Annotated in this window: 13 protein-coding genes; 2 read left to right on the forward strand and 11 right to left on the reverse strand. The window is 72.3% G+C overall.

The window, feature by feature from the left end; genetic code table 11:
* Window positions 1-140: 140 nt before the first annotated feature.
* The 10 genes from ruvB to pgsA form a co-directional block, all read right to left on the reverse strand.
* On the reverse strand, window positions 141-1214 hold the full coding sequence (gene ruvB / locus ACGH52_RS08020) for a Holliday junction branch migration DNA helicase RuvB (RefSeq protein ID WP_121700864.1): 1074 nt from the start codon (window positions 1212-1214) through the stop codon (window positions 141-143).
* Between the two features lie 47 nt (window positions 1215-1261).
* Complete coding sequence (gene ruvA, locus ACGH52_RS08025) at window positions 1262-1867, reverse strand: Holliday junction branch migration protein RuvA (protein WP_059299547.1); 606 nt, start codon at window positions 1865-1867, stop codon at window positions 1262-1264.
* The gene (gene ruvC / locus ACGH52_RS08030) at window positions 1864-2427 is read right to left on the reverse strand and encodes a crossover junction endodeoxyribonuclease RuvC (protein ID WP_076973502.1); all 564 of its coding nucleotides are present in this window, start codon (window positions 2425-2427) and stop codon (window positions 1864-1866) included. Before ruvC ends, ruvA begins: the two co-directional genes overlap by 4 nt.
* A 108-nt stretch (window positions 2428-2535) precedes the next feature.
* Window positions 2536-3288 carry a YebC/PmpR family DNA-binding transcriptional regulator gene (locus tag ACGH52_RS08035; RefSeq protein ID WP_059299549.1) on the reverse strand — a complete coding sequence of 251 codons (753 nt, stop codon included), beginning with the start codon at window positions 3286-3288 and terminating at the stop codon, window positions 2536-2538.
* Window positions 3289-3337: 49 nt separating this feature from the next.
* Complete coding sequence (pdxT, locus tag ACGH52_RS08040) at window positions 3338-3946, reverse strand: pyridoxal 5'-phosphate synthase glutaminase subunit PdxT (RefSeq protein WP_121702920.1); 609 nt, start codon at window positions 3944-3946, stop codon at window positions 3338-3340.
* Between the two features lie 11 nt (window positions 3947-3957).
* Window positions 3958-4869, reverse strand: a complete 912-nt coding sequence (gene pdxS, locus ACGH52_RS08045) for a pyridoxal 5'-phosphate synthase lyase subunit PdxS (RefSeq protein WP_121702921.1) — start codon at window positions 4867-4869, stop codon at window positions 3958-3960.
* Window positions 4870-4985: 116 nt separating this feature from the next.
* The gene (locus ACGH52_RS08050) at window positions 4986-5537 is read right to left on the reverse strand and encodes a hypothetical protein (protein WP_399938356.1); all 552 of its coding nucleotides are present in this window, start codon (window positions 5535-5537) and stop codon (window positions 4986-4988) included.
* 261 nt (window positions 5538-5798) lie between these two features.
* Window positions 5799-6962, reverse strand: a complete 1164-nt coding sequence (locus tag ACGH52_RS08055) for a glycosyltransferase family 4 protein (RefSeq protein WP_399938358.1) — start codon at window positions 6960-6962, stop codon at window positions 5799-5801.
* Complete coding sequence (locus ACGH52_RS08060) at window positions 6959-7888, reverse strand: phosphatidylinositol mannoside acyltransferase (RefSeq protein WP_076973505.1); 930 nt, start codon at window positions 7886-7888, stop codon at window positions 6959-6961. The genes ACGH52_RS08055 and ACGH52_RS08060 overlap by 4 nt, the downstream gene beginning before the upstream one ends.
* Window positions 7885-8610: a phosphatidylinositol phosphate synthase gene (pgsA, locus tag ACGH52_RS08065; protein WP_059299554.1), complete on the reverse strand. Its 726-nt coding sequence runs from the start codon at window positions 8608-8610 to the stop codon at window positions 7885-7887. The genes ACGH52_RS08060 and pgsA overlap by 4 nt, the downstream gene beginning before the upstream one ends.
* 207 nt (window positions 8611-8817) lie before the next feature.
* On the opposite strand from pgsA, the gene ACGH52_RS08070 reads away from it, so the two are divergent.
* Both ACGH52_RS08070 and ACGH52_RS08075 read left to right on the forward strand, forming a co-directional pair.
* Window positions 8818-11016 (forward strand): elongation factor G-like protein EF-G2, encoded by a 2199-nt coding sequence (locus ACGH52_RS08070; protein WP_399938360.1) that lies wholly within the window; start codon window positions 8818-8820, stop codon window positions 11014-11016.
* A 244-nt stretch (window positions 11017-11260) separates the two neighbouring features.
* A complete protein-coding gene (locus ACGH52_RS08075; protein ID WP_059299556.1) occupies window positions 11261-12916 on the forward strand; it encodes a hypothetical protein in 1656 nt (551 codons plus the stop codon).
* A gap of 90 nt (window positions 12917-13006) precedes the next feature.
* Here the strand turns inward: ACGH52_RS08075 and ACGH52_RS08080 are convergent, their stop codons facing one another.
* Complete coding sequence (locus tag ACGH52_RS08080) at window positions 13007-13567, reverse strand: HIT domain-containing protein (protein ID WP_360838790.1); 561 nt, start codon at window positions 13565-13567, stop codon at window positions 13007-13009.
* Between the last annotated feature and the right edge of the window lie 67 nt (window positions 13568-13634).

The raw sequence follows: 13634 nt of genomic DNA on the forward strand, positions 1-13634 counted from the left end.
GCGGCCTGATGGTTGGGGGTGTGTACGCCGCCGACAAGGGCGGCATCGGCGGAGTCTAGGCGAGTCCGCGCGCATGGAACAACGCCCAGCATGGCACCGGGGTTCCTGCTCCGGCGAATGTGCCCCGCGTGAGCGGGTCGTCACGCCCCGAACAAGTCCTGTTGTCCGTTTCCTGAACTCTGCGAACGCGGTGGGGTGAGCCCGAGATGCGCCCAGGCGGCCGGAGTGGCCACCCGCCCGCGTGGGGTGCGGGCGAGCAGACCCTCCCGTACGAGGAAGGGTTCGGCGACCTCTTCCACTGTCTCACGCTCCTCCCCCACGGCGACGGCGAGCGTGGACAGGCCGACCGGGCCACCGCCGAACAGCTTGAGGAGGGCCTCCAGCACCCCGCGGTCGAGGCGGTCCAGGCCCCGGGCGTCGACCTCGTAGACGGCGAGGGCGGCCGCGGCGATCTCCTGGGTGATCAGGCCGTCGGCCTTGACCTGGGCGTAGTCGCGGACCCGGCGCAGCAGGCGGTTGGCGATGCGGGGGGTGCCGCGGGAGCGGCCGGCGATCTCGGCGGCGCCGGTGGCGTCGATCTCGACGTCGAGCAGGCCGGCGGAGCGGTGGATCACGCGCTCCAGCTCCGCCGGTCCGTAGAACTCCATGTGGGCGGTGAAGCCGAAGCGGTCGCGCAGCGGGGGCGGCAGCAGCCCCGCCCGAGTGGTGGCGCCGACCAGGGTGAACGGGGGCAGCTCCAGGGGGATGGCGGTGGCGCCGGGGCCCTTGCCGACGATGACGTCGACGCGGAAGTCCTCCATCGCCATGTAGAGCATCTCCTCGGCGGGCCGCGACATGCGGTGGATCTCGTCGAGGAAGAGGACCTCGCCCTCCTGGAGGGAGGAGAGGATCGCCGCGAGGTCGCCGGCGTGCTGGATGGCGGGGCCCGAGGTGATGCGGATGGGGGCTTCCATCTCGGCCGCGATGATCATCGAGAGGGTGGTCTTGCCGAGGCCGGGGGCGCCGGACAGGAGCACGTGGTCGGCGGTCGCCCCGCGCGCGCGTGCGGCGCGCAGCACCAGGTCGAGCTGCTCGCGGACCTTCTCCTGGCCGATGAACTCGCCCAGGTCCTTGGGGCGCAGGGCCGCCTCCACGGCCTGGTCCTCGCCGTCGGCGACAGCGCCCACCAGCCGCTCGGCGGCGGCCTCCGCGTCGGTCGTGTCGTCCCAGTTCACTTGATTCTCCTTGCCGTGGCGCACCGGGTCGGTGGTGGCGGGCGTGGTCAGCGGGCGCGGTTCAGCGTCTGCAGGGCGGCCTTGAGCAGCTGGCCCACCTGCGGGGTGCCCCCGGCGGCCTCCGCCTGCGGTGCCACGGCGGTGACCGCCTCGTCGGCCTCGCGGGTGGCGTATCCGAGGCCGATGAGGGCGGCGTGCAGCTGGTCGCGCCAGCCGGTGCTGACCGGGGCGCCGACGGCGGGGGCGCCGATGGGCTCGCCGAGCCGGTCCTTCAGCTCCAGGAGCAGCTTCTGCGCGCCCTTCTTGCCGATGCCGGGGACGGCGGTGAGCGCCTTCTCGTCGCCGGTGGAGACGGCTCTGCGCAGGGCGTCGGGCTGGTGCACGGCGAGCATGGCCTGGGCGAGGCGGGGGCCGACTCCGCTGGCGGTCTGGAGCAGCTCGAAGACCTGGCGCTCGTCGTCGTCGGCGAAGCCGTAGAGCGTGAGCGAGTCCTCGCGGACGACGAGCGAGGTGGCGAGCTTGGCGGGCTTGCCGAGCCGGAGCGTGGAGAGCGTGTTCGGCGTGCACTGCACGGCCATGCCGACGCCGCCGACCTCGACCACCGCGGCGTCGGGTGCGAGGGCGGCGACGGTGCCGCTGACGAAGGCGATCATGCGGGGCGGCCTTTCGACGGGTGGGGGTGGGGGCGGTGCGGGCCCTGGGAGGAGTGCAGGGCCACGGCCTGCTGGAGGCGGTTCTGCGCGGGGGCGCGCCAGATGTGGCAGATGGCGAGCGCGAGGGCGTCGGCGGCGTCGGCGGGCTTGGGCGGGGCGGCGAGCCGGAGCAGGCGGGTGACCATGGCGCCGACCTGCGCCTTGTCGGCGCGGCCGCTGCCGGTGACGGCCGCCTTGACCTCGCTGGGCGTGTGCAGGGCGACGGGGATGCCGCGGCGGGAGGCGCACAGGATCGCCACGGCGCTGGCCTGGGCGGTGCCCATGACGGTGCGGACGTTGTGCTGGCTGAAGACGCGCTCCACGGCGACGCATTCCGGCCGGTGCTCGTCGAGCCACCGCTCGATGCCCTGCTCGACGGCGACGAGGCGGTGGCCGAGGTCGGCGTCCGCGGGCGTGCGGACGACGCCGACGCCGATCATGGTGAGCGGCCGGCCCGCGACGCCCTCCACGACACCGATCCCGCAGCGGGTCAGCCCCGGGTCCACCCCCAGCACACGCAACGCGGGCCCCTCTCGTCGATCACCTGTTTGTGCAGGCTATCGGGTGCCACTGACAAAGCGACGGGCCGACGGAGTGTGTCCCCGTCGGCCCGCTGAGCAGGGAACGCGTTACGCGTCGACCTTCTCCATGATCTCGTCGCTCACGTCGAAGTTGGCGAAGACGTTCTGCACGTCGTCGCTGTCCTCCAGCGCGTCGATGAGCCGGAAGATCTTCCGCGCGCCCTCCTCGTCCAGCTCGACCTGCATGGTCGGGACGAAGTTGGCGTCGGCGGACTCGTAGTCGATGCCGGCTGCCTGGAGGGCGGTGCGGACCGCGACCAGGTCGGTGGCCTCGCTGAGCACCTCGAAGGACTCGCCGAGGTCGTTGACCTCCTCCGCTCCCGCGTCCAGGACGGCGCCGAGGACGTCGTCCTCGCTCAGCTCGCCCTTGGGCACGATCACGACGCCCTTGCGGTTGAAGAGGTACGACACCGAGCCCGGGTCGGCCATGGAGCCGCCGTTGCGGGTCATGGCGACGCGGACGTCGGAGGCGGCGCGGTTGCGGTTGTCGGTGAGGCACTCGATGAGCACCGCGACCCCGTTCGGGCCGTAACCCTCGTACATGATCGTCTCGTAGTCGGCGCCGCCGGCCTCCAGGCCGCCGCCGCGCTTGACCGCGGAGTCGATGTTCTTGTTGGGAACCGACTGCTTCTTCGCCTTCTGGATGGCGTCGTACAGCGTCGGGTTGCCCTCGACGTCGACGCCGCCCATGCGCGCCGCGACCTCGATGTTCTTGATCAGCTTCGCGAAGAGCTTGCCGCGCTTGGCGTCGATCACGGCCTTCTTGTGCTTCGTCGTAGCCCATTTAGAGTGGCCGGACATCTGCCTGTCTCCTTCGCGTAACCCATCTCCTGCAACGAACGCAGGAATCCTACAAGGACCGAGCCGCCCGGTTCGCGCGCACCATGTCGGCGAAGAGCCGGTGCACCCGGTGGTCGCCGGTCAGTTCCGGGTGGAACGACGTGGCCAGCGCGTTGCCCTGGCGGACGGCGACGATGTGGCCGTCGTGCTCGGCGAGCACCTCGGCGGCGGCTCCCACGGACTCGACCCAGGGGGCGCGGATGAAGACGCCCTCCACGGGAGCGCCTTCGACGCCCTTGACGTCGACGGCGGCCTCGAAGGACTCGTTCTGCCGCCCGAAGGCGTTGCGGCGCACGATCATGTCGATGCCGCCGACCGTCTCCTGCCCGGAACGCGGGTCGAGGATCTTGTCGGCCAGCATGATCATGCCGGCGCAGGTGCCGTAGACGGGCATGCCGCCGCGCACGCGCGCGCGGAGGGGGTCCATCACACCGAAGAGGACGGCGAGCTTGGAGATGGTGGTGGACTCGCCGCCGGGTATGACCAGGCCGTCCACCTCGGCGAGTTCTTCGGGGCGCCTCACCGGCCTGGCCACGGCGTCGGCCACGGCCAGGGCGACGAGGTGCTCCCGTACGTCGCCCTGGAGGGCCAGGACGCCGATGACGGGGGTGTCACTCATGGATCGGCGCCTTACCAGCCGCGGTTGGCGTAGCGCTCGGTCTCGGGGAGGGTGTCGCAGTTGATGCCGACCATGGCCTCGCCGAGGTTGCGGGACACGTCCGCGATGATCTTCGGGTCGTCGTAGAAGGTGGTGGCCTTCACGATGGCGGCGGCGCGCTTGGCGGGGTCGCCGGACTTGAAGATGCCGGAGCCGACGAAGACGCCCTCGGCGCCGAGCTGGCGCATCAGCGCGGCGTCGGCCGGGGTGGCGACACCACCGGCGGAGAAGAGGACGACCGGGAGCCTGCCCAGCTCGGAGACCTCCTTGACCAGCTCGTAGGGGGCGCGCAGCTCCTTGGCGGCGGCGTACAGCTCGTTGTTGTCGCAGCCGCGCAGCCGGGCGATCTCGTTCTTGATCTGGCGCAGGTGGCGGACGGCCTCGACGACGTTGCCGGTGCCCGCCTCGCCCTTGGAGCGGATCATCGCGGCGCCCTCGGCGATCCGGCGCAGGGCCTCGCCGAGGTTGGTGGCGCCGCAGACGAAGGGGGTGGTGAAGGCGAACTTGTCGCTGTGGTTGACCTCGTCGGCCGGGGTGAGGACCTCGGACTCGTCGATGTAGTCGACGCCGAGGGACTGCAGGACCTGGGCCTCCACGAAGTGGCCGATGCGGGACTTGGCCATCACCGGGATGGAGACCGCGCCGATGATGCCCTCGATCATGTCCGGGTCGGACATCCGGGCCACGCCGCCGTCCTTGCGGATGTCGGCCGGGACCCGCTCCAGGGCCATGACGGCCACGGCGCCCGCGTCCTCGGCGATCTTCGCCTGCTCCGGCGTGACGACGTCCATGATGACGCCGCCCTTGAGCTGCTCGGCCATGCCGCGCTTCACGCGGGCGGTGCCGGTCTCGGGTGCCTGGTTTTCGGAGAGCGTGCTGGACACGGGTACCTCGCTGAGGGGAAGGGGGATGGTGCAGCACGAGGAAACGCGAGCCGAGCAGGCCACAGCAAGGGCCAATGGGAAGCCGGTGGATCGTTTTCGTTTCCCTGGCCCCGGCGTTACTGGTCTCTGGCCGCCCGCTCCACCAGGGCGGCCGGCGGCTCGTCGTCCATCTCGAAGGCCGGCGGGAAGGGCGCGTGCCCGGCGAGGCGGAACCAGCGGACCTTGCGGTGCTCGCGCAGCCTGCGGGCGGCACCCACGGCGTCGTTGTGGAAGCGCCGGGCCATCGGCACCCGGCGTACGGCCTCGGCCAGTTCGTGGGCGGCCGCCTCTCCCCCGGGCGCCTCGCGCAGCACGTCCACCTGCTGCGCGTCGGCGAACACGGCGCGCAGGGCCTGGCTCAGCTCGCTCTCGGCGACCTCCCGCGACTCCTCCTCGGCCTGCCGGGCGGCGTGCGCGGCCTCGTAGAGGACCATGGAGGCGGCCGGGTCGAGCACGCCGGAGGTGGCGAGTTCCTGGGCCACGGACGCCCGGCGCAGCAGCTGCGCGTCCAGGGCGGCCCGGGCGGCGTCGATCCGGGTGTGCAGCCGGTCCAGGCGGCCCGCCGTCCAGCTGAGGTACAGGCCGACGGCGACGAGGACGACCAGGATCCAGATGAGGGTTGCGGTCACGGGCGGCAACCCTATCGGTGGCCCGAGCACCCCCGGCGGGCCCCGTGCACACCGGTACGCACGAGACACCCGTCCCGTACCCGCCAAGGGGGCGTCGCCCCGCGCGCCCCCGTGGCCCGCGCGCGCCTGTGCCGCGGGGGACGCCGGAGCACGCGAGACGACCCGTCCGTACTCGGGCTCGGTACCCGCGCGGTCGGGCCTCGCCCGTCGGTAGACCCGCCGGTGGGCGTACGCGCCCGGGGAGCCGTGCGCCGCGGTGGGTCAGTCCCTCGCCAGGCCGAAGCGGGCCCGGAGGCCCGTCGCGCGGTCGTCCGTCGCCACGGCCGCCGCTCCCGCGGTGACCGTCTCGTAGACGGACAGGATGTCCGCGCCCACGGTGGACCAGTCGAAGCGTCGTACGTGGGCGCTGCCCCGTTCCCGCAGCGCGGCCCGGCGTTCCGGGTCGGCCAGCAGGCGCACGGCCGCTTCCGCCAGGGCGTCGGCGTTCTCGTTGGGGAAGAGTTCCCCGGCCGCGCCCTGGTCGAGGACCTGGGCGAAGGCGTCCAGGTCGGAGGCGAGGACGGGGGCGCCGGCCGACATGGCCTCGACGAGGATGATGCCGAAGCTCTCGCCGCCGGTGTTGGGCGCCACGTACAGGTCGACGCTGCGCAGCAAGCGGGCCTTGTCCTCGTCGCTGATCATGCCGAGGAACTCCACGCGGGAGCGCAGTTCCTTGGGCAGGCTTTCGACCGCCTCCTCCTCGTCGCCCCGGCCGGCGACCAGCAGCCGGGTCTGCGGGCGGGCGGCGAGGATCTTGGGCAGTGCCCGCATCAGCACCGGCAGGCCCTTGCGGGGCTCGTCGATGCGCCCTATGAAGCCGATCGTGTCGCCCTGCCACTCGGGCTTGGGCTCCGCGTCGGCGAAGAAGTCGACGTCGACGCCGTTGGGGATGACGACCGCGTCGCCGCCCAGGTGCTCGACGAGCGTGCGCCGGGCGTACTCGCTCACCGCGATCCGGGCGCTGATCTTCTCCAGGGCGGCCTGGAGGATCGCGTACGCGGCGATCATCGCGCGCGAGCGCGGGTTGGAGGTGTGGAAGGTCGCCACGATGGGGCCCTGCGCCGCCCAGCAGGTCAGCAGGCCCAGAGAGGGCGAGGTCGGCTCGTGGATGTGGATGACGTCGAAGGCGCCGTCGTGCAGCCATCGCCGGACCCGGGCCGCCGACAGGAAGCCGAAGTTCAGCCGGGCCACCGAGCCGTTGTACGGCACCGGCACCGCGCGGCCCGCGGAGACGACGTACCCGGGCAGCGGGGTGTCGTCGTCGGCCGGGGCGAGGACGGACACCTCGTGACCGAGCCGGATGAAGTACTCGGCGAGGTCCCGGATGTGGAACTGGACGCCGCCCGGCACGTCCCAGGAGTACGGGCAGACGATGCCGATCCTCACCGGTCGCCCCGCTCGCGGGCCCCGGGCGCCTTCGCCGGGTCGAGATCCTTGAGCCACAAGCGCTGCAGCATGTGCCAGTCCTCCGGGTGGTCGGCGATCCCCGTGGCGAAGGCGTCGGCCAGCGCCTGTGTCATGACAGACGTCTTCTCGGCCCGGGTACCTGACTCGGGCACCTCGACCGGCGGGTGCACCCGGCCCCGCATCACCGGCGAGTCGTCGTACCAGAGCGTCACCGGCAGCAGCCGCGCGCCCGTCTGCTGGGCGAGCAGCGCGGGACCGGCGGGCATCCGGGCCGTCTCGCCGAAGAAGTCGACCTCCACGCCGGAGGCGGACAGGTCGCGGTCGGCGACCAGGCAGACCAGGCCGCCGTCGCGCAGCCGCCGGGCCAGCGTCCCGAAGGCGGTGCCGCCGCTGTGCGGCAGGACCTCCATGCCGAGGCCCTCCCGGTAGGCGACGAACCGGTCGTACAGGGTCTCCGGCTTGAGGCGCTCGGCGACCGTGGTGAACGGGATGCCCAGCTTGGTGGTGACCCAGGCGCCCGCGAGGTCCCAGTTGGCCAGGTGGGGCAGGGCGAGCACCACGCCCTTGCCCGCGTCCATGCCGTCGGTGAGGTGGTGCAGGTCCTCGGGGACGAAGCCGTCCTTGATCCGCTCGGTGCTCCACGCCGGGAGCCGGAACGACTCCATCCAGTAGCGCAGGTACGAGCGCATCCCCGCGCGCGAGAGGGCGGCGAGCCGCTCCGGACCCGCGCCGGGCACCACGCGCGCGTAGTTGCTCTCCAGGCGGCGCACCCCCGCGCCGCGCCGCTTCCAGGCGACGTCGGCGACGGTACGGCCCAGGCGCACGGCGGCGGGCTCGGGGAGCTTCTTCACGGTGGTCCAGCCCGCGCCGTACAGACCGTCGGTCAGGCGGTCCCGAGCGCTCACTTCGCCGCCTCGGTGCCCTGGTTCTCCTGCGCGGCGGCGTCCGCCTCGGCGGCCTCGCGGCGGACCGTGACGACCCGCTGGACCAGCGTGACGAGGCTGCCGACGGCGACGATCCACAGGGCGATCGGCAGCAGGTACTGGATGCCGGGCACGCCGAACTTGTGCAGCCCGGCGAATCCGGCGGCGACCAGCGAGATGACGAGGCGCTCGGCGCGCTCGACCAGCCCGTTGACGGCCACCGGCAGGCCGATCGCCTCGCCGCGCGCCTTGGTGTACGACACCACCTGGCCGCTGGCCAGGCAGAAGATCGACACCGCGCACAGGACGTTGTCGTCGCCGCCCCCCGCGTACCAGAGGGCGAGACCGCCGAAGATCGCGCCGTCGGCGACCCGGTCGAGGGTGGAGTCCAGGAACGCGCCCCAGCGGCTGGAGCGGCCCAGCTGGCGGGCCATGTTGCCGTCGACGAGGTCGGAGAAGACGAAGAGCGTGATCACCACCGTGCCCCAGAAGAACTCACCCATGGGGTAGAAGACCAGCGCACCCGCGACCACACCGGCGGTGCCGATCAGCGTGACCGTGTCGGGGCTGACGCCCCGGCGGATGAGAAACGCGGCGAACGGTGTGAGGACACGCGTAAAAAATGCACGCGCGTACTTGTTCAGCATGGCCTTCCCGACGGTCGGTGTGGCGCCGCGGCCCTTGCTGGCCACCGGCTGGCCCATCGTAGTCACGCGCGCGCGTGGGCGGTGGCCGGGCACCCTCAGCCCCCGGTGGGCGGCAGGCGGGCGGCGGGATCGGGTTCTTCGTATGGACGCGGCGTGACGGGAGTGGAAAGCTCGAAGGACCGCGGGCGTCGCCGGAGCCGCCAGTGCACGCGGTCCCGCGAGTCCGCGCCCACAACGACCTCACCGTGCACGGGAGGCAAGGACATGGGCGACAAGGCACACACCCATCCCGGAGCCGCCGGAAGGGCAACGGCGGCCGACCACCCCGCGTCCGTACGGAACGTGGTGCTGGTCGGCCCCTCCGGATCGGGCAAGACGACCCTGGTGGAAGCTCTCGCGCTGACGGCGGGAGCGGTGAACCGGGCGGGCCGCGTGGAGGACGGCGGCTGCGTCTCGGACTACGACGACATGGAGCACCGCCAGCAGCGCTCCGTGCAGCTCTCCCTGGTGCCGGTCGAATGGGACGGCATCAAGATCAACCTCTTGGACACTCCCGGGTACGCCGACTTCGTCGGTGAGCTGAGGGCCGGTCTGCGCGCGGCGGACGCGGCCCTCTTCGTCGTCTCGGCCTCCGACGGGGTGGACGGCTCGACCCGGATGCTCTGGGAGGAGTGCGCCGCCGTCGGCATGCCGCGCGCCATCGTGATCACGCACCTGGAGGCCGCCCGCGCGGACTTCGAGGAGATGACGCGGCTGTGCGCCGAGGCCTTCGGCGGCGACGATCCCGACGCCGTACTACCGCTGTACCTCCCGCTGCACGGGCCGCCCGCGGCCGACGGGCACGCGCCCGTGACCGGGCTCGTGGGGCTGTTGTCACGGAGGCTGTCCGACTACGCCTCGGGCGAGCGGGTGGCCTCGGAGCCGGGCGAGGCGGAGCTGCCGCAGCTCGACGAGGCCCGCTCCATGCTGATCGAGGGGATCATCTCGGAGAGCGAGGACGAGACCCTCATGGAGCGCTACCTCGGCGGCGAGCAGGTCGACGTCAAGACGCTCATCGAGGATCTGGAACGGGCCGTCGCCCGCGGGGTGTTCTTCCCCGTCCTGGCCGCCGCCCCGGCCGCCCAGGGCGCCCGGCAGGGACTGGGCACGGTCGAACTGCTCGAACTGATCACGCGCGGCTTCCCGACACCCCTGGAACGGGCGGCGCCGCGCGTCACCACGCCCGAGGGCGCCGGGCGCGAGCTGCGGATGTGCGACCCCGGGGAGTCCCTGGTCGCGGAGGTCGTCAAGACGTCCTCCGATCCGTACGTCGGCCGGATCTCGATGGTCCGCGTCTTCTCCGGCACCCTGCGCGCCGACCAGACCGTGCACGTGTCCGGGCACGGGATGACCGACCGCGGACACGAGGACCACGACGTCGACGAACGGATCGGCGCCCTGTCGACGCCTTTCGGCAAGCAGCAGCGTCCGGTCTCACACGTGATCGCGGGCGACCTCGCCTGTGTGGCCAAGCTGACCCGCGCGGAGACCGGGGACACACTCTCGGCCAAGGACGACCCGCTGCTGATGGCCCCCTGGGAGATGCCCGACCCGCTGCTGCCCCTCGCCATCGAGGCGCACAGCAAACCCGACGAGGACAAGCTCTCCCAGGGGCTGGCCCGGCTGGTCGCCGAGGACCCGACGATGCGCCTGGAGCACAACCAGGACACCCACCAGGTGGTCCTGTGGTGCCTGGGCGAGGCGCACGCCGACGTGGCCCTGGAACGGCTGCGCAGCCGCTACGGCGTCCAGGTCGACGTCGTACCCCACCGAGTCAGTCTGCGCGAGACGTTCGGCGGCCGGGCGGCCGGGCGCGGGCGGCACGTCAAGCAGTCCGGCGGGCACGGCCAGTACGCCATCTGCGAGATCGAGGTGGAGCCGCTGCCGGGCGGCTCGGGCATCGAGTTCGTGGACAAGGTCGTCGGCGGCGCGGTGCCCCGGCAGTTCATCCCGTCCGTCGAGAAGGGCCTGCGCGCGCAGGCGGCCAAGGGCGTCGCCGCGGGGCACCCGCTGATCGACGTACGGATCACGCTGCTCGACGGCAAGGCGCACTCGGTGGACTCCTCCGACGCCGCGTTCCAGACCGCCGGCGCGCTGGCGCTCAGGGAGGCCGCGGCCGAGGCCAGGATTCACCTGCTGGAGCCGGTGGCCGAGGTGAGCGTGCTGGTCGGCGACGACTACGTGGGCGCGGTGATGAGCGACCTGTCCGGACGGCGCGGCAAGGTGCTCGGCACCGAGCAGACCAGCGGCGGCCGGACCCTGATCAGGGCCGAGGTGCCCGAGATCGAGATCGGCCGCTACGCCGTCGACCTGCGCTCCCTGTCGCACGGCACGGCACGCTTCGACCGGCGGTACGCCCGGCACGAACCGATGCCGGCCCAGGTCGCGGACCGGCTGCGCGAGGAGGTGCGGATGGCGTCCTAGCGGAGCCCGGCCCTCCGGTGCGGGGTCCGCCGTACCGGAGGGCCCGCTCCCCGCGACGGAACCGCCCCACCCCGGCGTGCGACGGCGCGCTCGGCGGTCGATCCGCGCGTGTGAGGGGCGCCTTTGGACGTCCCGTGACGCGCGGCGGTGCCGGCGGATACGCTGATGACCAGATCAACAGGTGTGCGGGGCAGGGAAGTCGGGAAGGCCGCAGGAGCGACAGTGGTGGCGATCGGGGGCGGGAATGACCGTTGACGGCGGTTACGCGGACTTCTTCGGACCGCAGGTGCCGCGCACGGACGACGGCGGCCAGACGGCCACCTTCGCGCTGGCATCGGCCGCCTACCGGGACAGCGAGGCCGAGGAGATACTCAAGGCCAACAGCGAGTGGCACAAGTCGTCCGTGAGCAAGCCCCGGATCAAGCTGTTCCGGCCCAACCTCGGCGAGGCGTACTCCCGGGCGATCATCGACCGGATGCTGGGCCCCAAGCGTGCCCCGCTCATCCAGTCCTTCGGCACCCAGCCCCAGGTGGTCGTGGAGCACAGTCTCGCGGCACACCGCATCCGCCGGGACCGGGACAACTGGCTCAGCGCCGTCATGGTGCTGTGCGGAGTGCTCTTCCTGCCCGGACTGCTGATCTGGCTGCTCGTCTTCCAGATCCGCACCACCGTCGCCCGGCGCGAGGACAAGCGGGCCGGCGCGCTCGCCACCGCGGTGCTGCTCGCGATGGCGGTCCTCGCCGTGCTCTTCCTGCTCAAGATGCCCTTCAGCGGCTTCTGGGCCTGGTACGCGCGCGCCTGCGTCGTGGCCCCGGTGATCGGCTGGTTCTGGGCCAAGCGGATCTGCGAGCGCACCGCACGGGACCTCCGGGAGCGCTGGAGCGGCCTCCTGTCCGGCGCGGGCGTGGGCGCCAAGGTGCCCGAGGCGGTGCCGAGCAGCCCCGGCGAGACGGCCGCCGAGGAGCTGCGGCAGTCGCTGGCCCGGCTCAGCGCCGAGCAGCAGTCCAACTCGGTCTTCTACGCCGGTCCCAAGGGGATCCTCGGCATGGGCACCCGCTGGGGCAACTGGCAGCTCGCCGAGGAGCTGGTCCCCGTCGATCCGGACCGGGAGATCAATCCGTTCCGCAGCTGGGACGTCATCAAGGCCATCCACGACCGGCTGCGGATGCTGGAGCGCGGCCCGCTGCACACCGGCGGCTTCACCAAGCCGACGGTGCGGCACTGGATCGTCACCCCGATCGGTGAGAACGCCGACTCGGTGTCCCGGCCCGAGGGCACGGACGTCGAGGCGTACCAGGTCAAGCAGCACGCGATACAGGAGATCTGCGACAAGCAGCAGTTCGGCGCGGGCGACCGGCACTACCTGGGCGTGCAGTGGACCCTGTGGGACGGCCAGTTGGTCATCTCCATGCTGATCACGGTGACGGTGCTGCACGAGACGCTGCGCATCGAGGTCACCGGACACGCCCTGGGGCCGGTGCACTCCCTGTTCACCAGCAAGCCCGCGGCCAAGGAGAAGACGGTCCAGAAGTCCGTCAAGTTCTGGGAGACCCGCACGGTGAAGCTCCCGCTGGTCGACACCGACGAGGTGGTGCGGCTGGCCGCGCGGGCCCCGCTGACCTGGTACCCGCCGCTGCTGTACTGGCTGGGCGGCAAGCTCACGCTGCCCGAGCCCTTCGGCGTGCGGCACGCCTGGGCGGACCGGCCGTGGCGGCACCGCTTCATGGCCGACGACGCGCTGCGCGCGGCCACGCCGGTCCTCAGGGCGGTGCACTCGGCGGCGATCAAGGTGCTGAAGGAGAACGGCGTGAACACGGAGAAGTTCGGCGCCCGCGCGGGCGGCCTGAGCGGGGCCGTGCAGGAGGCGGTGCCGAAGAAGGCGGACGTCTACGACGCGTAGGCCTCCGGCGGTCGGGCGGGGGTTTGGGGGTGGGCGTCCCTGGGGGCGGCGCCCCCAGACCCCCGCCTTTCGGCCTTGCCGGCCTCGTCCTCAGACGCCGGACGGGCTGGAGGGCCAGGCGTCTGCCAGCATCTTGCGGGTGTCGCCCAGGAGCTGGGGCAGGATCTTCGTGTGGCCGACGACCGGCATGAAGTTCGTGTCGCCGCCCCAGCGGGGGACGACGTGCTGGTGCAGGTGGGCGGCGATGCCCGCGCCGGCCACCGTGCCCTGGTTCATGCCGATGTTGAAGCCGTGGGCGCCGGACGCGGTGCGCAGGGCCGTCATGGCCTGCTTGGTCAGCTCGGCCAGCTCCGCGGTCTCCACGGTGTTCAGCTCCGTGTAGTCGGCGACGTGGCGGTACGGCACGGTCATCAGGTGGCCGCCGTTGTACGGGTACAGGTTGAGCACCGCGTACACGTGCTCGCCGCGCCGGATGATCAGACCGTCCTCGTCGGACTTGGCCGGGATCGAGCAGAAGGGACAGCCGTCGTCGGCACCGGGGCCGCTCGGCTTGTTCTCGCCCTGGATGTAGGCCATCCGGTGGGGCGTCCACAGACGCTGGAACGCGTCCTGCGTCCCCACTCCCAGCTGCTGCTCCGGCTCACTCGTCATGCGTGCAGCATATGGCGCGCGGGCTCGGGAGCGGAAAGAGCCCCCGGGATCGCTCCCGGGGGCCGGT

Origin of the sequence: Streptomyces sp. BBFR25, from assembly GCF_044590125.1 — a bacterium.
Lineage (GTDB): Bacteria > Actinomycetota > Actinomycetes > Streptomycetales > Streptomycetaceae > Streptomyces > Streptomyces canus_D.